This window comes from Streptomyces sp. NPDC059866 (assembly GCF_042731325.1).
In the GTDB taxonomy this organism is placed as follows: Bacteria; Actinomycetota; Actinomycetes; order Streptomycetales; family Streptomycetaceae; genus Streptomyces; species Streptomyces flavusporus.
In genome coordinates this window covers 72,620-95,148 of record NZ_JBHWJT010000017.1, presented here as the reverse complement: position 1 = coordinate 95,148, position 22,529 = coordinate 72,620, and the positions used below count along the sequence as shown (strand labels likewise).

The following is a 22,529-nucleotide window of genomic DNA, read 5'->3' as shown; positions in this document are numbered from 1 at the left end:
TCATGAACGGCTGCTGACCGGCGGTTCAGCGGCCCGGGAGGCTGGAGCGGCGCACCACCAGCTCCGGCTGGAGCACGACCCGCCGGTGCTCGTGCCGGGTCGGCACGCTCTCCGCCTCCGTCTCCTCCAGGAGCAGCTCGGCGGCCAGGGCGCCCATGGTGACGGCGGGCTGCCGTACGGAGGTGAGGGGGACGGCCGCGGCGGCGGCGAACTCGATGTCGTCGTAGCCGACGATGGCGAGGTCGTCGGGGACGCCGACACCGGCCGCGTACATGGCCTGCAGGACGCCGAGGGCGAGCAGGTCGTTGGCGCAGAAGACGGCGGTGGGGCGCTCGGCGAGGCCGAGCAGGCGGGCGCCGGCGTCCCGGCCGGCCGCGACGTCGAGCCGCTCGGTGGGCAGTTCGCGCAGCGCGTCGGGGCCGAGGCCGGCCTCGGCGAGCGCGTTCAGGGCGCCGGTACGCCGGTCGCGCACCTGGTTCAGGCCGGGCGGCCCGCTGACGTACGCGATGGAGCGGTGCCCGGCGTCCACCAGATGGCGTACGGCCAGAGCGCCGCCCGCCACGTCGTCGACGGAGACGGAGCACTCGGTGGTGCCCTCGGCGACCCGGTCGACGAGGACGAAGGGGATGTTGTGGCGGCGGAAGGTGTCGATGTTCCGGCCGGTGGCGTCGGCCGGGGTGAGCAGCACGCCGCGCACCCGCTGCTCGGCGAAGAGGGAGAGGTACTCCGCTTCCTCCGTCGGGTCCTGGGCGCTGTTGCAGACCATGACGCCGAGGCCGGCCTCGCGCGCGGCCCGTTCGGCGCCGCGGGCGACGTCGACGAAGAACGGGTTGCCCATGTCGAGGACGAGCAGGCCCATGATCCGGCTGCGGCCCGCGCGCAGTTGGCGGGCGGACTCGCTGCGGACGTAGCCGAGCCGGTCGATGGCGGACAGCACGCGCGCGCGGGTCTCGGTGGCGACCGTCTCCGGCCGGTTGATGACGTTGGAGACGGTGCCCACGGAGACACCGGCGACGCGGGCGACGTCCTTGATACCCACCGACTGGCCCATCAGGCAGCGACCTCCAGGGGAACGTGGGGCGACGGGAAGGCCTTCACACTACCCGCACGCCGCCCCGCGGCAGCCGCCCTCACGCGGGCAGCCGGAAGTCGACGACATGGAGCGGCGAGGGCGTGGTGCCGCTGGATTTCTCCTGGTACATGAAAGAGAGCACGCCGTCCTGGGCGACCCGTGTCTCGTCGGTCACGACCTCGCCGAAGGCGTTGAGGCCGCTGCCGTCGTACAGGAGCTTCCAGTCGGTGTACCCGGAGGCCTTGGAGGCGCCCGCGATCCGGCCGAACGGGAAGATCGCGTACGCGTTGTCGTACTTGTCCAGGACCAGCTTGGTGCGCTGGCTGGAGTTCAGCGGGACCGGGATCTCGGTCTTCTGCCAGGTGCCCGAGGAGTTCTTCCGGACGTGGAAGGCACGGCCGTTGGCAGTACGGTTCGCGACGTAGTTCGTCGTGCACTGGCCGAAGCGGCCGGGCACGTAGCTGATGATCGCGTGCGGGAGGCCGGCGGAGTCGGTGAACTGGCTCTCCTGGTTCATCAGGGAGTGGTCCGGGTTGAGCGGGTCGACGACCAGGCCGGCGTCGGTGACGGAGACGCGGTCGGAGCCGCCGGTGGTGCCGACGACGGTGCCGGCGTTGTTGCGCCAGGTGCGGCCGCGGTCGTCGGAGTAGACGTAGCCGGTGTCGTGGTTGGTGATGCCGCCGCTGTTGCACATCACGGCGTTCGACTGCTCGCGCCAGGTGAAGAAGGAGTGCAGTCGGCCGCCCCGGTCGTAGTCGATGCCGTGCAGGTACATGTTGCGGGCGGTGCTGGAGCCGTGCTCGCTGGTGTAGGTGCCGGTGGAGCTGGTCCATTCACCGAGGGCGGTCCAGGTCGAACCGTCGTACTCGGCGAGGGCGTTGCGGCCGTTGCCGGAGATGCCGACGCGGTAGCTGAGCTGGAGGCGGCCCTCGGGGGTGGCGATGAACTGGGGGTAGGTGAACTGGGTCGTCAGGGTGAGGCCGTCGAGCGTGGACATGGTGGCGCCGAAGCGGCTCGTGGTCCAGGACAGGCCGGCCGGGTTGTCCAGGAGGCCGGCGACGGACTTGACGTAGGTGAAGCCGTCGCTGTGGGAGTCCATGTTGAGGTGCAGGCGGCCGTCGATCCTGGAGACACCCATCGAGATGACGTTGTGGGAGTCGTTGTAGCGGAGGGTGTGGCCGACCTTGACGGTGGACCAGGTGGTGGCGCCGAGGGCGCGGCGGCCGACGACGGCGTTGCGGTCGGCCGTGTACCAGGCGGCGTACTGATAGCCCTTGTAGGTGAGCAGGCCGTTCTTCTGGAAGGCGTTGTTGTTGACCAGGCCGTCGTACGACACGAAGAAGACGGCCTGGCTGTCGAGCGTGGTGGTGCCGGTCGGGGTCACCGAGGGGCCCGGGTCGGCGGCCCGGGCGGTGCCGGCGCCGAGGCCGGGGCCGGCCACGGCGCTCAGCAGGGCTGTTGCGAGCACGGTACGTCTTCTCATGACAGCAGCTCCGGTTCAGGCCAGGTGGAAGACTTCGGTCAGGGGCTTCATCGCTTCGTCGGGTCGGGCGCCGTCCAGCGACTCGAAGAACGGCGCCATCTCCGCCTGCCAACGGGCGTTGACCTCGGTGGCTTCCATGCCGGCCTGGGCGGCGGCGAAGTCCTCGGTCTCCAAGTAGCCGACCAGCAGTCCGTCCTCGCGCAGGAAGAGGGAGTAGTTGTGCCAGCCGGTGGCCGAGAGCGCCTCGAGCATCTCGGGCCACACGGCGGCGTGCCGCTCACGGTACTCGTCGAGGCGGTCCGCCCGGACCTTCAGCAGAAAGCACACACGCTGCATCAACAGCCCCCGGAGAATCAGAAGTTGAACTGGTCGATGTTCTTGGCGTCGAACACGGTCGGCTTGCCGAGGCTGATCACGCCGTCCTTGCCGATGGTGTACTCGCCCATGTCGCCGGCGGTGAAGGTCTCGCCCTCCTTGCCGGTGATCTGCCCGGAGGCCAGCGCGACGGCGGTACGGGCGGCCAGCTCGCCCAGCTTGGCCGGGTCCCAGAGCTCGAACGCCTCGACGGTGCCGTTCTTGACGTACTTGCGCATGTCGTTGGGGGTGCCGAGGCCGGTCAGCTTGACCTTGCCCTTGTACTTCGAGCCGGACAGGTACTGGGCGGCGGCCTTGATGCCGACGGTGGTCGGGGAGATGATCCCCTTCAGGTTCGGGTACTCCTGGAGCAGGCCCTGGGTCTGCTGGAAGGACTGCTGGGCGTCGTCGTTGCCGTAGGCGACCTTGACGAGCTTCATGTCCTTGTACTTGGGATCCTTGAGCTCGTCCTTCATGAACTCGATCCAGGTGTTCTGGTTGGTCGCGGTCTGCGCGGCGGACAGGATCGCGATCTCGCCCTTGTAGTCGATCTGCTCGGCGAGGAGCTGCACCTCGGTGCGGCCCAGGTCCTCGGCGGACGCCTGCGAGACGAAGGCGTTGCGGCAGTCGGGCTTGGTGTCGGAGTCGTAGGTGACGACCTTGATGTCGTTGCTCATGGCCTGCTTGAGCGCGGTGCACAGGGCGCCCGGGTCCTGCGCGGACACGGCCATCGCGTCGACCTGCTGCTGGGTGAGCGTGTTGACGTAGGAGACCTGCCCGGAGGTGTCGGTGGCGCTGGACGGGCCGACCTCCTTGTAGCTGGAGCCCAGCTCCTTCAGGGCCGCCTCGCCGCCCTTGTCGGCGGTGGTGAAGTAGGGGTTGTTGACCTGCTTGGGCAGGAAGCCGACGGTCAGGCCCTTCTTGAGTTCGGCGTTCGGGTCGGCCTTGCCGGCGGTCGCGGCGGACGCGTCCTCATTGGCGACGTCCTCCTTGGTGGTGCCACCGCAGGCGGTGGCGGCGAGGGCGAGCGAGGTGACGGCGGCGAGGGCCGCGCAGGTGCGGCGGAGGGATGCCTTGCGCATGTCGGATCCTTTTAACGAGGGTGAGTGGATGCCCCTAGGGGCGCGGGGAACTGCGCGACCAGCCACAGACGGCCGGCAGCTTTCAAACGGGCTTTCCAGCGGAGCGAGCCGCCCTCGCCACGGAGATCTGTCGTGCGACCCGGGGGCCGAGCACGGAGAGGACGAGCAGGACGCCGGTGACGAGGATCTGCGTCTGCGCGGAGACGTCCTGGAGGCTCATGACGTTCTGGAGCGCACCGAGCAGGAAGACTCCCGCGATCGCGCCGCCGAGCGTGCCCTTGCCGCCGTCGAAGTCGATGCCGCCGAGCAGCACCGCGGCGATGACGGCCAGTTCGAGGCCGGTGGCGTTGTCGTAGCGGGCGCTGGCGTAGTGCAGCGCCCAGAAGATGCCGGTGAGCGAGGCCATCAGGCCGGTCAGCGTGAACAGGATCAGCTTCTGCCGCTTGACCCGGATACCGGCGAAGCGCGCGGCCTCCTCGCTGGCGCCGATCGCGAACAGCGACCGCCCGAACGGGGTGGCGTGCAGGGCGACCACCGCGATCGCCAGCAGGACGAGGAAGGGCAGGAAGGCGTACGGGATGAAGGTGTCGCCGATGCGTCCGGCCGCGAAGTCGAGGTACTGGGTGGGGAAGTCGGTCACCGCGTCGGAGCCGAGCACGATCTGCGCGACGCCCCGGTAGGCGGCGAGGGTGCCGATGGTGACGGCGAGGGACGGCAGGCCGAGCTTGGTGACCAGCAGGCCGTTGATCAGTCCGCACACCACGCCCAGCAGCAGACAGATGGGGATGATCGTCTCGATGGTCATGCCCTGGTTCCACAGGGCGCCCATCACCGCGCCGGACAGGCCGGCGGTGGAAGCGACCGACAGGTCGATCTCGCCGGAGACGACCAGCAGCGTCATCGGCAGGGCGATCAGCGCGATGGGCAGCGTGTTGCCGATCAGGAACGACAGGTTCAGCGCGTTGCCGAAGCCGTCCACGAAGGAGAACGACAGCAGCAGCAGGACGATCAGGAGGACGCCGACGACCGTGTCCCAGCGGACGGCGCGCGTCAAGGACTCAGGCATGGCGGGCGTTCCTCTTCTTCAGGGCCGACGCCACCCGCATGGCGACCACACGGTCCACGGCGATGGCGAGGATGAGCAGGATGCCGTTGATCGCGAGCACCCACACGGAGCTGACGCCGAGCGCGGGCAGCACGCTGTTGATGGAGGTCAGCAGCAGCGCACCGAGGGCCGCGCCGTAGACGCTGCCGGAGCCGCCGGTGAAGACGACGCCGCCGACCACGACCGCGCTGACGACGGTGAGTTCGTAGCCGTTGCCGGTGCCGGAGTCGACGTTGCCGAACCGGGCCAGGTACAGCGCGCCCGCGAGCCCCGCGAGGGCACCGCAGAAGGTGTACGCGGCGAGGATCCGCTTGCGGACCGGGATGCCGGCGAGGCGGGCGGCCTCGGGGTTGGAGCCGAGGGCGTACAGCTCGCGGCCGCTGCTGAAGTGCTTGAGGTAGTACGCCGTCGCCACCAGGACGGCGAGGGCGATCAGCGCCAGCCACGGCACGGCGAGGATGCCGCCGGAGCCGAAGTCGACGAAGCCGTCCGGCAGGTCGGCCGCCGTGATCTGCCGGGAGCCGACCCAGATGGAGTCGATGCCGCGGATGATGTAGAGCGTGCCGAGCGTCACGACGAGCGCGGGCACCTGGCCGAGGCTGACGAGCAGGCCGTTCAGCAGGCCGAAGCCGATGCCCATCAGGACTGCCAGAAGGATGGCGACCGTCGAGTTGCCGCCGCTCTGGAGGTACGTGCCTGCGGCGAAGGCGCTGATGCCGAGCGTCGATCCGACCGACAGGTCGACGTTGCGGGTGATGACGACGAGCGACTGTCCGACGGCCACCAGCACCAGGATGGTCGCGTTCAGCAGCAGGTCCTTGATGCCCTGCTCGGTGAGGAACTCGCTGTTGCCCAGCTGGGTGATGACGATCATCACCACGAAGACGGCCAGGATGGCGAGTTCGCGCATCTTGAAGACGCGGTCGACCAGCCGGGTGGCGCCGGCCTTGGGCACCTCGGCGGTCGGGGCGGGGTTCGGCGCGGTCACCGTCATGCGGCGGCCCTCCCGGTGGCTGCGGCCATCACGGATTCCTCGGTGGCGTCGGAGCGCGGGATCTCGGCGGTGAGCCGGCCCTCGTGCATCACCAGCACGCGGTCGGCCATGCCGAGGATCTCGGGCAGGTCGGAGGAGATCATCAGGACGGCCACACCGTCGGCGGCCAGTTCGCTCAGCAGCCGGTGCACCTCGGCCTTGGTTCCGACGTCGATGCCGCGGGTCGGCTCGTCCACGATCAGCACCTTGGGCCGTGTGGCGAGCCACTTGGCCAGGACGACCTTCTGCTGGTTGCCGCCGGACAGCGTGCCGACGGTGTCGGCGATCCGGGCGTACTTGACCTGGAGCTTGACGGCCCAGTCCAGGGACCGGCTGCGTTCGGCGCCGCGGTCCATCAGGCCGGCCTTCACCGTCGTACGGAGTCCGGTCAGGCCGATGTTGCGTTCGATGGACATGTCCATCACCAGGCCCTGGGCGCGCCGGTCCTCGGGGACGAGCGCAAGGCCGGCGGCCATCGCGGTGGAGGGGGCGCCGTTGATCAGCTTCCGCCCGTCCAGTTCGACCTCACCGGCGTCCCAGCGGTCGATGCCGAACACGGCCCGCGCCACCTCCGTACGGCCCGCGCCGACGAGCCCCGCGAGGCCGACGATCTCGCCACGCCGTACGTCGAAGGAGACATCGGTGAAGACGCCCTCCCGGGTCAGCCGGCGCACGCTCAGGGCGACCTCGCCCGGGTTCACGTCCTGCTTGGGGTAGAGCTCGTCGAGGTCGCGGCCGACCATGCGTCGGACGAGGTCGTCCTCCGTCATGCCCTCGAGGAGTTCGCTGGAGATCCAGGCGCCGTCGCGCAGGGTGGTCACCCGCCGGCAGATCTGGAAGATCTCCTCGAGGCGGTGCGAGATGAAGAGCACCGCTGCGCCCTGTTCGCGCAGGGTGCGGACCACGCCGAAGAGACGGGCGACCTCGCTGCCGGTGAGGGCCGCGGTCGGCTCGTCCATGATCAGGACGCGGGCGTCGAAGGAGAGCGCCTTGGCGATCTCGACGATCTGCTGGTCGGCGATGGACAGGCCGCGCGCGGGGCGGTCGGGGTCGAGTTCGACACCGAGGCGCTGCATCAGGGCCAGGGTCGCGGCGTGCGTGGCCTTGTGGTCGATCCGGCCGAGGGCGCGCCGGGGCTGGCGGCCCATGAAGATGTTCTCGGCGATCGACAGGTCGGGGAAGAGGGTCGGCTCCTGGTAGATCACGGCGATGCCGGCGTCGCGGGCGTCGCCGGGACCGTGGAAGACGACCGGCTGACCGTCGAGCAGCACCTGGCCGGCGTCCGGCCGGTGCACTCCGGCGAGCGTCTTGATCAGGGTCGACTTGCCCGCGCCGTTCTCCCCGGCGAGGGCGTGCACCTCCCCGGGAAACAGCTCCAGGGAGACGTCCCGCAGGGCGCGGACCGCGCCGAAGGACTTCGAGATGTCCCTGAGCGCAAGAACCGGGGCCGGACCCGTGGTGGACGGGTGGGTCATGGGGGCTCCTCGACGACGCCGGCGGGACGTCCCTCTCGGCGTCGTGAAAGGTTTCAACTTGGTTGCCGGGACGTTAGGCACGGAGCGCATGTCACGTCAATGGGTCCGTGTCGAAAAAGTTTCGACCGAGGAAGGTCACGGCCCGATCACGAGAAACGCCCTTGGTCGCGGGGCTTGACACCCTTCCGGAGGGCTCATACGTTCCCGTCTTGAATCGTTTCACAGCTAGACCGTTCAATTGACTTTCCGACCCGACGTCACAGGAGCCCTCAAGTGACCGAGCTCGCCGCGGTGAAGGCCGCACTCAAGACGCAGGCAGTCGAAACGCCGTCGTGGGCGTACGGGAACTCGGGGACGCGGTTCAAGGTGTTCGCGCAGTCCGGTGTTCCGCGGACGCCGCAGGAGAAGCTGGACGACGCGGCACAGGTCCACGCGTTCACCGGTGTGGCGCCGACGGTTGCCCTCCACATCCCCTGGGACAAGGTGGACGACTACGGGGCGCTGGCGAAGTACGCCGAGGACCGTGGTGTGCAGCTGGGAGCCATCAACTCCAACACCTTCCAGGACGACGACTACAAGCTGGGCAGCATCTGTCATCCGGATGCGGCGGTGCGCAGGAAGGCAGTGGACCATCTGCTCGAGTGCGTCGACATCATGGACGCGACGGGGTCCACGGACCTGAAGCTGTGGTTCGCCGACGGGACCAACTATCCCGGGCAGGACGACATCCGGGCTCGGCAGGACCGGCTGGCGGAGGGCCTGGCCGAGGTGTACGAGCGGCTCGGGGACGGGCAGCGGATGCTGCTGGAGTACAAGTTCTTCGAGCCGGCGTTCTACACGACGGACGTTCCGGACTGGGGGACGGCGTATGCGCACTGTCTGAAGCTCGGGGAGAAGGCGCAGGTCGTTGTCGACACGGGTCATCACGCGCCCGGCACCAACATCGAGTTCATCGTCGCGACGCTGCTGCGGGAGGGGAAGCTCGGGGGGTTCGACTTCAACTCGCGGTTCTATGCGGACGACGACCTCATGGTCGGGGCCGCGGATCCGTTCCAGTTGTTCCGGATCATGTACGAGGTGGTGCGTGGGGGTGGGTTCACGCCCGAGGTCGCGTTCATGCTCGACCAGTGCCACAACATCGAGGCCAAGATTCCGGCGATCATCCGGTCGGTGATGAATGTGCAGGAGGCCACGGCGAAGGCGCTGCTCGTGGATCGGGACGCGCTGGGTGCTGCGCAGCAGGCGGGGGATGTGCTGGGCGCCAACGCCGTGCTGATGGACGCGTACAACACGGATGTGCGGCCACTGCTTGCCGAGGTGCGTGCGGAGATGGGGCTGGACGCCGACCCCATGGGTGCGTATGCCCGGTCCGGGTGGGCCGAGAAGATCGCTGAGGAGCGGGTCGGCGGGCAGCAGGCGGGCTGGGGGGCGTGATCACTGACTGCGTCGCGTCTGCCGGATTCGGTTCGTCGCAGGCTGCGGGCCGTTTGTGGCTGGTCGCGCAGTTCCCCGCCCCCCTGAGGGGCACTGCCCCCTGGCGCGTTTGAAGATCCCCTTTACATCCTGAAGGACTGAGAAGACATGGCACTGCACCCCGAAGCCGCCGCCCTCCTCGCTCGTTCCCATCGGCTCGGCTCCGATCCCCGCAACACCAACTACGCCGGCGGAAACGCCTCCGCGAAGGGCACCGACACCGACCCTGTCACCGGTGGTGACGTCGAGCTGATGTGGGTCAAGGGGTCCGGGGGCGACCTCGGTACGCTCACCGAGGGTGGGCTGGCCGTGTTGCGGCTGGACCGTATGCGGGCGCTCGTCGACGTCTACCCGGGCGTCGAGCGTGAGGACGAGATGGTCGCCGCCTTCGACTACTGCCTGCACGGCAAGGGCGGGGCCGCCCCCTCCATCGACACCGCCATGCATGGGCTGGTCGAGGCCGCGCATGTCGATCATCTGCATCCCGACTCCGGTATCGCGCTGGCCTGTGCCGCCGACGGCGAGAAGCTCACCGCCGAGTGTTTCGGTGACACCGTGGTGTGGGTGCCGTGGCGGCGGCCCGGGTTTCAGCTCGGGCTCGACATCGCCGCAGTGAAGGCAGCGAATCCGCAGGCCGTCGGGTGCATTCTCGGCGGGCACGGGATCACCGCCTGGGGGGACACCTCCGAGGAGTGTGAGCGGAACTCGCTGCACATCATCCGGACCGCCGAGGCCTTCCTCGCCGAGCGGGGCAAGCCCGAGCCCTTCGGGCCGGTGATCGACGGGTACAAGGCGCTGCCCGAGGCCGAGCGGCGGGAGCGGGCGGCGGCGCTGGCCCCGTATGTCCGTGCCGTCGCCTCGCAGGACAAGGCGCAGGTCGGGCACTTCACCGACTCCGATGTCGTGCTGGAGTTCCTGGCCCGGGCCGAGCATCCGCGGCTGGCTGCCCTCGGCACCTCCTGCCCGGACCACTTCCTGCGGACCAAGGTGCGGCCGCTCGTCGTCGACCTGCCGCCCACCGCTCCGCTGGACGAGGCCATCGCCCGGCTCAAGGAACTGCACGCCGAGTACCGCGAGGAGTACGCCGCCTACTACCAGCGGCACGCCCTGCCCGACTCCCCCGCCATGCGCGGCGCCGACCCGGCGATCGTGCTGGTCCCGGGTGTCGGCATGTTCTCCTTCGGCAAGGACAAGCAGACGGCCCGGGTGGCGGGCGAGTTCTATGTCAACGCCATCAATGTGATGCGTGGGGCCGAGGCCGTCTCGACGTACGCGCCCATCGAGGAGTCGGAGAAGTTCCGCATCGAGTACTGGGCCCTCGAAGAGGCCAAGCTCCAGCGGATGCCGAAACCCAAGCCGCTCGCGACGCGGGTCGCGCTGGTGACCGGGGCGGGCAGTGGTATCGGGAAGGCCATCGCGCACCGGCTGGTCGGTGAGGGTGCGTGTGTGGTCGTCGCCGACCTCGACGCCGAGAACGCCCAGGCCGTCGCCGAGGAGCTCGGCGGTCCCGACAAGGCCGTCGCGGTGACCGTGGACGTCACGTCCGAGGAGCAGATCGCCGACGCCTTCGAGGCGGCCGTGCTGGCCTTCGGTGGGGTTGATCTGGTCGTCAACAACGCCGGGATCTCCATCTCCAAGCCGCTGCTGGAGACCTCGGCCAAGGACTGGGACCTCCAGCACGACATCATGGCCCGCGGTTCCTTCCTGGTGTCGAGGGAAGCCGCCCAGGTGATGATCGCTCAGGGGCTGGGCGGTGACATCGTCTACATCGCCTCCAAGAACGCCGTCTTCGCCGGGCCCAACAACATCGCCTACTCGGCGACCAAGGCCGACCAGGCTCATCAAGTGCGGCTGCTGGCCGCCGAGTTGGGTGAGCACGGCATCCGCGTCAACGGGGTCAACCCGGACGGTGTGGTGCGCGGGTCCGGGATCTTCGCCGGTGGCTGGGGTGCCCAGCGGGCCGCCGTGTACGGCGTGGAGGAGGAGAAGCTCGGCGAGTTCTACGCCCAGCGGACCATCCTCAAGCGCGAGGTGCTCCCGGACCATGTCGCGAACGCCGTCTTCGCGCTGACCGGTGGGGACCTGACCCACACCACCGGATTGCACATCCCGGTCGACGCCGGCGTCGCGGCCGCCTTCCTGCGATGAGCGCCGGTGTGAAGTCGTACGCCGCGGTCGACCTGGGCGCCTCCAGCGGGCGGGTCATGGTCGGCCGCGTCGGCCCGGACAGCCTGGAGCTGACCGAGGCGCACCGCTTCCCCAACCGGCCCGTCCGGGTGCCCGAAGGGCTGCGCTGGGACGTGCTCGCTCTGTATGCCGGGGTGCTGGACGGGCTGCGGGCGGCCGGGCAGGTCGACTCCGTCGGCATCGACAGCTGGGCCGTGGACTACGGCCTGCTGGACGCCGACGGGGCACTGCTCGGCAACCCCGTGCACTACCGGGACTCCCGTACCGAGGGGGTCGCGGAGAAGGTGTGGGCGACCGTCCCGGCGCAGGAGCTGTACGCGGCGACCGGGTTGCAGTACGCCCCCTTCAACACCCTGTACCAGCTGACGGCGGCGCAGGACTCGGCCCAACTGGCTCATGCCCAGCGGCTGTTGCTCATCCCCGACCTGCTGACGTACTGGCTCACCGGCGAGCAGGGCACCGAGCTCACCAACGCCTCCACCACCCAGCTGATCGATCCCCGCACGCGCGACTGGTCGTACGACATCGCCGCGCGGCTCGGTCTCGACCTGGGGCTGTTCGCGCCGCTCAGGCAGCCCGGTGATCCGGCGGGTGTGCTGCGGGCCGAGGCGCTGGAGGAGACCGGGCTGAGCGGGCCGGTGCCGGTGACGACCGTCGGGTCGCACGACACCGCGTCCGCCGTGGCCGCCGTGCCGGCCGGGCGTGAACGGTTCGCGTACATCTGTACCGGCACGTGGTCGCTGGCCGGGCTGGAGCTCGATGCCCCCGTGCTGAGCGAGGAGAGCCGGGCCGCCAACTTCACCAACGAGCTGGGGCTGGACGGCACGGTCCGCTATCTGCGGAACATCATGGGCCTGTGGCTGCTCCAGGAGTGCGTACGGGCCTGGGGGGACCCGGACCTGGGCGAGCTGCTGCTCGACGCGTCCAAGGTGCCGGCGCTGCGGTCGGTCGTGGACGCGGGCGACGCGGCGTTTCTCGCGCCGGGCCGGATGCCGGAGCGGATCGCCGAGGCGTGCCGCGCGTCGGGGCAGCCGGTGCCCGAGTCGCCCGCCGAGATCACGCGCTGCATCCTCGACTCGCTCGCCCTCGCGCACCGCCGGGCGATCGCGGAGGCGCAGCGGCTGGCCGATCACCCGGTCGACGTAGTGCACGTCGTCGGGGGCGGCACCCGCAACGCCCTGCTGTGCCAGCTGACCGCCGACGCCTGCGGGCTGCCGGTGGTGACGGGCCCGACCGAGGCCGCCGCCCTCGGGAACGTCCTGGTCCAGGCCCGGGCCCATGGGCTGGTGGGCGACCTCGCGGCCGGGCGGCGCCTGCTCACCCGTACGCAGCCGTTGACGCGGTACGAGCCGCGGGGGGACGCGGCACGCTGGAGCGAGGCGGAGGCCCGGCTCACCTGACGGTGAGCGGGGTCTCCCCCGGCCCACGCGCCCGCACTACCCTGCACTCATCCGATGATCGATCACAAGGAGCCGCGATGCGTGTCGCCCTGTTCCTGACCTGTGTCAACGACACGCTCTATCCGGACACCGGGCGCGCCGTGGTGAAACTGCTGACCAGGCTGGGCGTCGAGGTCGACTTCCCGATGGCGCAGACCTGCTGCGGGCAGGCGCACTACAACACCGGATACCGGCACGAGGCCGAGCCGCTCGCCCGGCATTTCTCCGATGTCTTCGGGGAGTACGAGGCGATCGTCACGCCGTCCGGGTCGTGCGGGGCGATGGTGCGGGAGCTGTATCCGCGGATGGGTGAGCGGGCGCGGGCCGAGGGGCGGGGGGACACCCTCGCCGCCACGCTGGCGCCCGTGGTGCCGAAGACGTACGAGCTGACCGAGTTCCTGGTGGACGTGCTAGGCGTGACGGACGTGGGGGCGTACTACCCGCACAAGGTGACCTATCACCCGACCTGCCACGGGCTGCGCGGGCTGGGGCTCGGCGACCGGCCGCGACGGCTGCTCCAGGCCGTGCGGGGGCTGGAGCTGGTGGAGCTGCCGGGGGCCGAGGAGTGCTGCGGGTTCGGCGGCACGTTCGCGTTGAAGAACTCCGATGTCTCGGCGGCGATGGGCGCCGACAAGGTGCGCAACGCCGAGTCGACGGGGGCCGGGGTGCTGTGCGCGGCCGACAACTCCTGTCTGATGCACATCGGCGGCACGATGGCCCGGCTGCGGACCGGCATGCGGCCGGTGCACATCGCGGAGATCCTGGCGAGCACGGAGGAGGAACCGGCCGTATGAGCGGAACGTATCTGGGGATGCCGGCCTTTCCGAAGGCCGCGCACGAGGCCGTGCACGACCAGACCCTGCGGGGCAATCTGCGACACGCCACGCACACCATCCGCGCCAAGCGTGCGAAGGCCGTCGCGGAGATGTCCGACTGGGCGGCGCTGCGGGAGGCCGGGAAGCAGATCAAGGACCACACGCTCCGTCATCTCGACCGTTACCTCGTGCAGTTGGAGAAGTCGGTGACAGCGGCGGGCGGTACCGTCCACTGGGCCGCCGACGCCGACGAGGCCAACCGGATCGTGGCGGACCTCGTCAAGGCGACCGGTGAGTCGGAGGTCGTCAAGGTCAAGTCGATGGCCACGCAGGAGATCGGGCTCAACGAGGCCCTTCTCGAAGAGGGCATCCACGCCTACGAGACCGATCTCGCCGAGCTGATCGTGCAGTTGGGCAAGGACCGGCCCTCGCACATCCTCGTCCCGGCGATCCATCGCAACCGGGGCGAGATCCGGGACATCTTCCGCAAGGAGATGAGCGAGTGGGGCCGCCCCGCTCCGGAAGGCCTGACCGACACACCCGCCGAACTCGCCGAGGCGGCCCGCCTCCACCTCCGCGAGAAGTTCCTGCGGGCCAAGGTCGGCATCTCCGGCGCCAACTTCATGGTCGCCGAGACCGGCACGCTGGTGGTCGTGGAGTCCGAGGGCAACGGGCGGATGTGCCTGACCCTGCCCGAGACGCTGATCTCGGTCGTCGGCATCGAGAAGATCGTGCCCACGTGGCAGGACCTGGAGGTGTTCCTGCAGACACTCCCCCGCTCCTCCACCGCCGAGCGCATGAACCCGTACACGTCGATGTGGACCGGTACGACGGACGAGGACGGGCCTCAGAACTTCCACCTGGTCCTCCTCGACAACGGCCGCACCGACACACTCGCCGACGAGGTCGGCCGCCAGGCCCTGCGCTGCATCCGCTGCTCGGCGTGTCTCAACGTGTGCCCGGTGTACGAGCGGGCCGGCGGGCACGCCTACGGCTCGGTCTATCCGGGCCCCATCGGCGCCATCCTCAGCCCTCAACTCCGGGGCGTGACAAGCGAGATCGACGCCTCACTGCCGTACGCGTCGTCGCTGTGCGGCGCCTGCTACGACGTGTGCCCGGTGGCCATCGACATCCCCGAGGTGCTGGTGCATCTCAGGGAGCGGGTCGTGGAGGGCGGCCAGGTGACGCGGCAGGGCAACAAGGTGGTGCTGAAGCCCGCGAAGGGGCACGCCGCCGAGCGGGCCGCGATGCGGGCGGCGCGCTGGGCGTTCAGCCATCCGGGCGCCCTGCGCACCGGCCAGCGGCTCGCCTCGCGCACCCGCCGCCTGCATCCGCGGTCGCTCCCGGGCCCGGGCAAGGCGTGGAGCGGGACCCGCGATCTGCCGACGGTGCCCAAGGAGCCGTTCCGGGACTGGTGGCAGCGTACGAACGGCGGGAAGGACGACGCGAAGTGAGCAGCAGGGAACGGATCCTGGGCCGGGTACAACGGGCACTGGCGGCCGCACGACAGGACGAAACGCCGTACGAGCAGGCCGTTGCCCGCGACTATCTGCACGCGCACGGCGACCGGAGTGTCGAGGAGACCGTGGATCTGCTGGCCGAGAACCTGGCCGACTACCGGGCGATCGTGCACCGCTGCACTCCCGCCGATCTCGCGGCGACGATCGGCGGGATGCTCGCCGCGCGCGGCTCGAAGACGGTGCTCGTGCCGCCGGGCCTGGAGGTGGAGTGGCTCGCGGCGAGCGACGCCGAGCGGATCCCGGACCGGGCGGAGAGCACCCCGCACGAACTGGACCAGGTCGACAGCGTGGTCACGGCATGTGCGGTGGCCGTCGCCGAGACCGGCACGATCGTCCTGGACGGCTCCCCCGACCAGGGCCGCCGCCGCATCACCCTCGTCCCCGATCACCACATCTGTGTGGTGCGGGTCCCGGATCAGGTCGTCTCCTCCGTCCCGCAGGCCCTCGAACGCCTCGACCCCGCCCGCCCGTTGACGTGGATCTCCGGTCCGTCGGCGACCAGCGACATCGAGCTGGACCGGGTCGAGGGGGTGCATGGTCCGCGCACCCTGGAGGTGGTGCTGGTGGGCGGTCAGGCGAGCGTGGACGTCACCTCGTAGCGGCCGGACGGGAGCCGGTAGGAGGCGGTGCCGTCCGTGAAGCCCAGGTACTTCACGCCCTCGACCCGGGAGAGGGGTGTCCGGCCCTCGCGGACCGTCGCCGGGTCGGTGGTGGGGATGCGGAGGGTCGCGGTCGTGTTCGCGGGCACCGCGGCCCGGTAGGTCAGCCTGCGGCCGTCTGCCTTCCACTCGCTGACGATCTCGCCGTAGGGCGAGAGATGCGACCCGGCCACCCGCGTGACCTTGCCGGTCGTGTCGAGGTGAGGCCTGAGGAAGAAGTGCCGGAAGCCGGGGTGGGCCGGGTCCTTGGCGATGCCGGCCATGCTCTCGTACATCCACTCCATGATCGCGCCGTAGGAGTAGTGGTTGAACGAGTTCATGTCGACCGGGCCGAAGCCGTCCTCCTTCGAGTACGAGTTCCAGCGCTCCCAGATCGTGGTCGCACCGTTTCTCACCGAGTACAGCCAGGACGGCATGGCGTCCTGGTGCAGCAGCTTGTACGCCAGGTCGACGCGACCCTCGTCGGTGAGCACCGGGGCGAGGACGTTCACGCCGAGGAAGCCGACGGAGAGGGTGTTCTCGGCGTACTTCACGCGCGTGCTGTCGGGGTGGGCCTCCTTGTAGGCCTCGTCGTTGCCGATGTTCTCGGCGAGGAGGGCGACGAGCGCGCGGCGCTGTGCCTCGGTCTCGTGGAAGCCGAGTTTGAGGACCCACAGCAGGGCGGTCTGGGTGTCGTCCTCGGTCTTGCGCGGGCTGTCGCCGGGCGTCGGCGGCGGATTGCCCAGGCTCGATCGGACCGTGATCCGTCCCGTGGTCGCGTCGGTGGCGAGGTACTTGGTGATGAACGCCCGCTTGATCCGGGAGAAGAGCTCCTCGTACGCACGGGACTCGGCGCTGCGGCCGGTGGCGCGCGCCATGTCCGCCATGAGCCGGGCGCTGTGGCCGTAGTAGACGTCGCTCATGAGCTGCGTGCTGGTGTCCTGGAAGGCCAGCCAGTCACCGAAGATCGCACCCTGCCCGGCGTAGGTGTCACCGGTGCGCTGCCGGATCCAGTCCATGTACTTCTTCATCGCGGCCCAGCTGCGGTCGATGACGGTGGTGTCGCCGGACATCTGCCAGATCGTCCATGGCACGACCACCCCGCAGTCCGCCCAACCGCTCGCCGGGACCGGCTGGTTGTAGCGGGCGCCGGGGGCGATCCAGGTGAACTGGGCGCCGTCCGCGCCGTAGGTGCGCTGCGAGTCGATCAGGGTGTCCTGGAAGTGGCTGAGGAAGTTCACCGCGTCGGCGTTGTAGAGGCCGGTGTGGGAGAAGAGCTGGGTGTCGCCGGTCCAGCCGCAGCGTTCGTCGCGCTGCGGGCAGTCGGTGGGCACCCACAGGTAGTTGCCGCGCTGGCCCCAACGGACGTTGCTGATCAGCTGGTTGACGTCGGCGTCGTCTGTGGTGATCGTGCCGATGTCGCGGAGGGCGGAGGTGGCGACCCTGCCGGTGAACGCGGTGAGGGTGACGGTGTCGGTCGCGGTGACGGAGACGTAGCGGAAGCCGTAGAAGGTCAGCGAGTCCTGGTGGGTCTCGCCGTCGGGGTCGCCCTTGAGGACGTACGTGCTGGTGGCCTTGGCGGTGCGGAGGTTGGCCCGGTAGACCCGAGCCGGCGGGGCCGTCCGCTCCGGCGCTGTCGTCGTTGAGCATCTCGCCGGGTTTGAAGGCGACTTGGGCGCCCGCCGGGCCGCGCAGGGTGTAGCGGGGTACGCCGACCATGTTCTGGCCGAGGTCGATCACGGCGGTGTCGCCGGGGTGCAGGGTCACGGCAGCGGTGGCCGCGGTGGCCGGGTCGGTGACCGTGCGGGCGGGGTCGACGACGATGCGGCCCTTGCCGCCCGGGCTGCCGTCCTGGCCGGACACGCCGGTGTACACGGTGATGGAGTGCGGCCTGCGGTCCCAGGCCGGCATCAGGCGGGCGCTCTCGCCGGGATAGGCGACCAGCTTCGCGTCGGGGAACCTGGAGGTGAAGTCGTGCTCGCTCACGTCGGCCCAGTCGGACGCGTCGAAGCCGTTCGCCGTCCAGCCCGGGAGTTCCCTGCGGGCGTCGTAGGTCTGGCCGTCGTAGATGTCGTCGGCGCGGTAAGGGCCGGTGTCCGTGGCCTTCCAGTCGTCGCCGGGTGCGGTGACGATCGTCTGCTCGGATCCGTCGGCGTACCGGACGAGGAGCTTGGCCTTGAGGGCCAGGCGGTTGCCGTCGGCGGAGCAGTAGGTGCTGTTGTCGGAGACACGGCCGTTGTACCAGCCGTTGCCGAGGACGGCCGCGAGGGTGACGTGCCCCTGGTGCCGCTGCCCCGCGACCAGGTCCGTGACGTCGTAGGTGAAGTAGTTGACGGTGCTGTCGTAGTTGGTCCAGCCCGGCGTCAGCAGTTCGTGGGTGGTGCCGTCGCCCTGCGGCACGGCGACCCGGTGGCCGTTGACGTAGGCGTCGTACACGCCGAGGGCGGAGATGCAGAGCCGGGCGTCGCGTACGTGACGCCCTGTCAGCCGGGTCTGCCGGCGCAGCAGCGGGGCGCCGGGGCTGTTGGGTTGCTTGCCCGCCATGGTGATCCACCGGGCGCCGTTCCAGCCTGCGATGCCGTCGGTGCTGAGCAGGCCGGTCTCGAAGTGGGCGGTCGGGGCGGCGGGGACGGTGCGGCCGGTCTCGTCCCAGACCGTCACCGTCCAGTGGTAGCGAGTGGAGGCGTGCAGGGCGGGGCCCGCGTAGCGCACGGCGACCGAGTCGGCCGAGGTGATGCGGCCGCTGTCCCAGACGTCCGGGCGGCCGCGTCGCAGGCGTTCGGCCGAGGTCGCAACGAGGATGCGGTACGCCGACTGGCGCCGACCGCGGGCTGCGGAGGCCATGAGCCAGCCGAACCTCGGGGCGTCGGCGTCGATGCCGAGCGGGTTCGTCCGGTGCTCGACCGTCAGCCCCGTGACCGAGCCGCGGTCCGAGGCGGGGGCGTCGGCGGGTGCGGCCGACGCCGTGCCCCCGCCTGCGACGCCACCGGCGATCACCGCGGGGACGGTGCCCAGTGCCGTGGTGAGGACCGTTCTGCGCCGCACTCCGTCGCGGGGGGTGCCGCCTACTCCGTCGTTCATGCCGTGTCCCTTCGGCCGGTCGGAGTTGTATCGATTCAGTCGATCGGCGGTTGAAGGTAGTGGCGACTGTGGCCACTGTCTATGCCCCCAGCAGCGGGAGTTGTCACCAGAATCAAACAGAACGCCTCAGCGCCCCGTCCCGACCAGGAGTGGATTGAAACAGTTCAAAACCGGAATGGACCGTTCACCAGCCAGTGGGACGCCGTCGGTGAGCGGGTGCCGGGCAGCGCCGTTAGCGTGAGGTCATGATCCGGTTCGAACAGGTCACCAAGCGGTATCCGGACGGTACGACGGCCGTGGACGGACTGTCCTTCGAGGTGTCCGAGGGCGAGCTCGTCACGCTCGTCGGCCCGTCCGGTTGCGGCAAGACGACGACCATGACGATGGTCAACCGGCTCATCGAACCGACCTCGGGCCGGATCCTCGTCGGTGGCGAGGACATCGCCGCCGTCGATCCGGTACTGCTGCGACGGCGGATCGGCTACGTCATCCAGCAGGTGGGCCTGTTCCCGCACCGCACGATCCTCGACAACACGGCGACCGTGCCCTCACTGCTCGGCTGGAAGCGGACCAGGGCGCGGGCCCGCGCCGCCGAGCTCCTCGATCTGGTGGGGCTGGATCCCCACACGTACGGCACGCGCTATCCGCACCAGTTGTCGGGCGGTCAGCGCCAGCGGGTCGGCGTGGCACGGGCGTTGGCCGCCGATCCGCCGGTGCTGCTGATGGACGAGCCGTTCGGCGCGGTCGACCCGGTCGTGCGGGAGCAGCTGCAGAACGAGTTTCTGCGGATGCAGGCGGCGGTGCGCAAGACGGTGCTGCTGGTCACGCACGACATCGAGGAGGCGGTGCGGCTCGGCGACCGGATCGCCGTGTACGGGCAGGGGCGCATCGAGCAGTTCGACACGCCCGGAGCGGTGCTGGGCACACCGGCGTCGCCGTACGTCGCGGAGTTCGTCGGCGCCGACCGGGGGCTGAAGCGGCTGTCGGTGACCGCGATCGAGCCCGGCGACCTGGAACAGCCGCCGATCGCCCGGCTGTACGAGCCGGCCGGGCAGGCCGCCGACCGGCTGCGCTCGGAGGGCGCACGCTGGGCGGTGGTCCTGGACACGCACGGCGATCTGCACGGCTGGGCCGGGATCGACGAGCTCGGGGCGGGCGGTACGGTCGGCGACCTCGCGCACCGGATGAACGCCTGGGTTCCCGTGGGCGCACCGCTCAAGCAGGCCTTCGGCGTGATGCTCCAGCACGACGCCGGCTGGGTCGCGGTGCTGGACGGCGCCCGCTTCCTCGGCGTGCTGACCCCGGCCAAGCTGCACGAGGCACTGCGACGCTCGGTGGACGCGGACGCGTTGGGCGTGGCGCGGGGTCAGGTGACGTTCGACTCGGTGGCCGACGCCTGACCGCCTACTTGAGCAGCCCCTTGTCCTCCAGATACGTCCGGGCCACGTCCGTCGCCAGCCGGCGCCAGCTGTCGACCTGTTGGTTCATGGACGCCAGATCGGCGGTGGTGAGGACGTCGTTGAGTCGGTCGAGGGCCTTGGCGGGGCCGGGGCCGCCCGCGCGGGCACGGTTGACGACGGGGACGACGTAGTCGGCGTTCTGGAGGTGCTTGTCGTCGGCGAGGAGGACCAGGCCGAACTCGTCGAGGGTGGCGTCGGTCGTGGTGGTCAGCACCATCTGGTCCTGGCCGCTCTGCACCGCCCGTTTGGCCTGGGTGGTGCCGACGCCCTTGGGGTCGACGGCGATGATGTCGATGCCGTAGGTCTTCTTCAACCCCGGTGCGCAGTAAGGGCGTTGGACGCACTCGTCACCGGCGGCGAGGCGCACCCGGAGGCCGGAGGCGCCGAGGTCGCTGAGCGTCCTGAGGTCGTGGCGTCGGGCGTAGGAGGCGCTCACCGCGAAGGCGTTCTGGTCGACGGCCCGGCCGGGGTCGAGGACGGTCAGACCGCGGGGCGTGGCGAGGCGGCGCAGTGCTGTCATGGTGGCGTCGAGGTCGGGTGAGCCGACCGGCGGCGCGTCCGCCCCGTTGGCCTTGGCGTTGAGCCAGTCGGCGAAGGTGGCCGCGTACTCCGGGACCACGTCGATCTGGCCGGATTCGAGGGCCGGTTCGTACAGTTCGCGGTTGGCGACGGTGAGGAGCGAGGTCTGGTAGCCGGCCTGGTTCAGCAGCAGGGCGTACATCTGGGCGAGCAGGTCGCTCTCGGTGAATCCGGCGGAGCCGACGGTCAGATGCCGGCTGTCGCCGGGCGGTGCGGTCACCTCGCCCTGGTTCTCCAGGGAGGGGCCGGTGGCGCAGGCGGTCGAGAGCAGAAGCAGAACGGCCACCAGGGTGGTACGGCAGCTCATCCCGAACCCCTCGCCCACGCCGGTGCCAGCCGCTCGGCGCTCTCGAAGACGCCCTCGACGATCAGCGCGAACACGGCGACGAGCACGGCACCGGCCACCACCTGCGGCGTACTGGCCAGGTTGAATCCGGCGGTGATGATCCGGCCCAGCCCTCCCCCGCCCGCCAGCGCGGCGATCGTGGCCGTGGCGACGAGCTGGACGGCGGCGATCCGCACGCCGGTCAGGATCATCGGGAGCGAAAGGGGCAGTTCCACGTGAAACATCACCTGGCGGCCCGTCATCCCCATACCCCGTGCCGCCTGCACGGTGCTGCGATCGACCTCCCGCATCCCGACGTACGCGTTGGTGAGCAGCGGCGGTACGGCGAACAGCACCAGGGCGACGACTGTCGGCCCCTCTCCCCACTTGCCGATGGGGGTCAGCAGCAGGAGCACCAGGACCGCGAAGGTGGGGACCGCCCGGCCGACGTTGGAGATGTTGACGGCGAGCGCGCCGCCCTTGCCGAGGTGGCCGAGGACGAGGGCGACGGGCAGGGCGATCAGACAGCTGACGACCAGGCAGGCGACGGTGAGGACGAGGTGCTGCAGCAACCGGTGCCAGACGCCCTCGGCGCCCGACCAGTGCGCGGGGTCGGTGAGCCAGGCCCAGGTGTCGGCGAGCGTACTCATGGACGGGCCCTCGTCCACGGCGTGATCAGTCGCTGAACGCCCAGCAGGAACAGGTCCGCGACGACGGCGATCACCACACACAGCACCGACGCCGTCAGCACCTGCGCCTTGAAGTACGTGTTCATTCCGGAGTAGATCAGATTTCCGAGTCCGCCGAAGCCCACGATCGCGCCCACCGTCACGAGCGAGACCGCGGAGACGGTGGCGATGCGCAGTCCGGCCATCACGGCGGGCAGGGCGAGCGGCAGTTCGACGGTGAGGAGCTGCCGGACGGGGCCGTAGCCCATTCCGCGGGCCGCCTGCCGGGTGTCCTCGGGGACCGCCCGCAGACCGGCGAGGACGTTGCGTACGAGCAGGGTCAGCGAGTACAGCACCAGCCCGGCCACCACGAGCGTCGAGGACAGCCCGTACAGCGGCAGCAGCAGCGAGAACATGGCCAGGGACGGGATCGTGTACAGGATCGTGGTCACGGCGAGGACCGGCCCGGCCGCCCAGCCCCACCGGTGCCCCAGCACCGCCAGCGGCAGGGCGATGGCCAGGCCGACGAGGACCGAGACCGACGTCAGCTGCACATGCTGGACCACTGCGTCGAGGAGGATCTCGCGGCGGCTGCTCAGATAGTCGCCACAGATCCACTCGTTGCGCGCGAGACAGTCGTCCGGGGTCGCGGTCACCCGTCCATTGCATCGGGCGGGCCGTCGGGGCGCCTCGTTGTGGTGACCCGTACGGGGTGTCTCCGAGTGCACCCCGCAACGCGC

General features: G+C 70.1%; 17 protein-coding genes and 1 pseudogene. 7 read left to right on the top strand and 11 right to left on the bottom strand.

Annotated elements, in window-relative coordinates; genetic code table 11:
- Positions 1 to 25: 25 nt before the first annotated feature.
- The 7 genes from ACFV7R_RS26050 to ACFV7R_RS26020 form a co-directional block, all read right to left on the bottom strand.
- Positions 26 to 1,051: a LacI family DNA-binding transcriptional regulator gene (locus tag ACFV7R_RS26050; RefSeq protein WP_385267554.1), complete on the bottom strand. Its 1,026-nt coding sequence runs from the start codon at positions 1,049 to 1,051 to the stop codon at positions 26 to 28.
- Positions 1,052 to 1,130: 79 nt separating this feature from the next.
- A complete protein-coding gene (locus ACFV7R_RS26045; RefSeq protein WP_385267551.1) occupies positions 1,131 to 2,555 on the bottom strand; it encodes a BNR repeat-containing protein in 1,425 nt (474 codons plus the stop codon).
- 15 nt (positions 2,556 to 2,570) lie between these two features.
- Positions 2,571 to 2,891, bottom strand: a complete 321-nt coding sequence (locus ACFV7R_RS26040; RefSeq protein WP_073491415.1) for an L-rhamnose mutarotase — start codon at positions 2,889 to 2,891, stop codon at positions 2,571 to 2,573.
- A gap of 17 nt (positions 2,892 to 2,908) precedes the next feature.
- Complete coding sequence (gene rhaS / locus ACFV7R_RS26035) at positions 2,909 to 3,991, bottom strand: rhamnose ABC transporter substrate-binding protein (RefSeq protein ID WP_129803233.1); 1,083 nt, start codon at positions 3,989 to 3,991, stop codon at positions 2,909 to 2,911.
- 82 nt (positions 3,992 to 4,073) lie between these two features.
- On the bottom strand, positions 4,074 to 5,057 hold the full coding sequence (locus ACFV7R_RS26030; protein WP_385267547.1) for an ABC transporter permease: 984 nt from the start codon (positions 5,055 to 5,057) through the stop codon (positions 4,074 to 4,076).
- Positions 5,050 to 6,090, bottom strand: a complete 1,041-nt coding sequence (locus ACFV7R_RS26025; protein ID WP_385267545.1) for an ABC transporter permease — start codon at positions 6,088 to 6,090, stop codon at positions 5,050 to 5,052. Before ACFV7R_RS26025 ends, ACFV7R_RS26030 begins: the two co-directional genes overlap by 8 nt.
- Positions 6,087 to 7,604, bottom strand: coding sequence for a sugar ABC transporter ATP-binding protein (locus ACFV7R_RS26020; RefSeq protein WP_385267542.1), 1,518 nt, complete (start codon positions 7,602 to 7,604; stop codon positions 6,087 to 6,089). The genes ACFV7R_RS26025 and ACFV7R_RS26020 overlap by 4 nt, the downstream gene beginning before the upstream one ends.
- A gap of 273 nt (positions 7,605 to 7,877) precedes the next feature.
- On the opposite strand from ACFV7R_RS26020, the gene rhaI reads away from it, so the two are divergent.
- The 6 genes from rhaI (at position 7,878) to ACFV7R_RS25990 (ending at position 15,637) form a co-directional block, all read left to right on the top strand.
- A complete protein-coding gene (gene rhaI, locus ACFV7R_RS26015) occupies positions 7,878 to 9,038 on the top strand; it encodes an L-rhamnose isomerase (protein WP_385267539.1) in 1,161 nt (386 codons plus the stop codon).
- Between the two features lie 147 nt (positions 9,039 to 9,185).
- Complete coding sequence (locus ACFV7R_RS26010; RefSeq protein WP_385267536.1) at positions 9,186 to 11,225, top strand: bifunctional aldolase/short-chain dehydrogenase; 2,040 nt, start codon at positions 9,186 to 9,188, stop codon at positions 11,223 to 11,225.
- Entirely contained in the window at positions 11,222 to 12,664 is a 1,443-nt protein-coding gene (locus ACFV7R_RS26005) for a rhamnulokinase family protein (RefSeq protein ID WP_385267533.1), read from the top strand. The genes ACFV7R_RS26010 and ACFV7R_RS26005 overlap by 4 nt, the downstream gene beginning before the upstream one ends.
- A 77-nt stretch (positions 12,665 to 12,741) precedes the next feature.
- Positions 12,742 to 13,497, top strand: coding sequence for a (Fe-S)-binding protein (locus ACFV7R_RS26000; protein WP_385267530.1), 756 nt, complete (start codon positions 12,742 to 12,744; stop codon positions 13,495 to 13,497).
- Positions 13,494 to 14,972 carry a LutB/LldF family L-lactate oxidation iron-sulfur protein gene (locus ACFV7R_RS25995; RefSeq protein WP_385267527.1) on the top strand — a complete coding sequence of 493 codons (1,479 nt, stop codon included), beginning with the start codon at positions 13,494 to 13,496 and terminating at the stop codon, positions 14,970 to 14,972. Before ACFV7R_RS26000 ends, ACFV7R_RS25995 begins: the two co-directional genes overlap by 4 nt.
- Positions 14,969 to 15,637, top strand: a complete 669-nt coding sequence (locus tag ACFV7R_RS25990) for a lactate utilization protein C (RefSeq protein ID WP_385267525.1) — start codon at positions 14,969 to 14,971, stop codon at positions 15,635 to 15,637. The genes ACFV7R_RS25995 and ACFV7R_RS25990 overlap by 4 nt, the downstream gene beginning before the upstream one ends.
- On the opposite strand, the pseudogene ACFV7R_RS25985 reads toward ACFV7R_RS25990, so the two are convergent.
- Positions 15,610 to 18,757, bottom strand: a pseudogene (locus ACFV7R_RS25985) (family 78 glycoside hydrolase catalytic domain). The gene ACFV7R_RS25990 and the pseudogene ACFV7R_RS25985 overlap by 28 nt on opposite strands.
- A 245-nt stretch (positions 18,758 to 19,002) precedes the next feature.
- Here ACFV7R_RS25985 and ACFV7R_RS25980 point away from each other — a divergent pair.
- Positions 19,003 to 20,157: an ATP-binding cassette domain-containing protein gene (locus tag ACFV7R_RS25980; RefSeq protein ID WP_385267523.1), complete on the top strand. Its 1,155-nt coding sequence runs from the start codon at positions 19,003 to 19,005 to the stop codon at positions 20,155 to 20,157.
- Positions 20,158 to 20,161: 4 nt separating this feature from the next.
- Here ACFV7R_RS25980 and ACFV7R_RS25975 read toward each other — a convergent pair whose 3' ends face one another.
- Genes ACFV7R_RS25975 through ACFV7R_RS25965 form a run of 3 tightly spaced genes read right to left on the bottom strand, consistent with a single transcriptional unit; the run spans position 20,162 to position 22,445 of the window.
- Positions 20,162 to 21,103, bottom strand: coding sequence for an ABC transporter substrate-binding protein (locus ACFV7R_RS25975; protein ID WP_129803873.1), 942 nt, complete (start codon positions 21,101 to 21,103; stop codon positions 20,162 to 20,164).
- Positions 21,100 to 21,771: an ABC transporter permease gene (locus tag ACFV7R_RS25970; protein WP_385267521.1), complete on the bottom strand. Its 672-nt coding sequence runs from the start codon at positions 21,769 to 21,771 to the stop codon at positions 21,100 to 21,102. The genes ACFV7R_RS25975 and ACFV7R_RS25970 overlap by 4 nt, the downstream gene beginning before the upstream one ends.
- A complete protein-coding gene (locus ACFV7R_RS25965; protein WP_385267518.1) occupies positions 21,768 to 22,445 on the bottom strand; it encodes an ABC transporter permease in 678 nt (225 codons plus the stop codon). Before ACFV7R_RS25965 ends, ACFV7R_RS25970 begins: the two co-directional genes overlap by 4 nt.
- Positions 22,446 to 22,529: the final 84 nt, after the last annotated feature.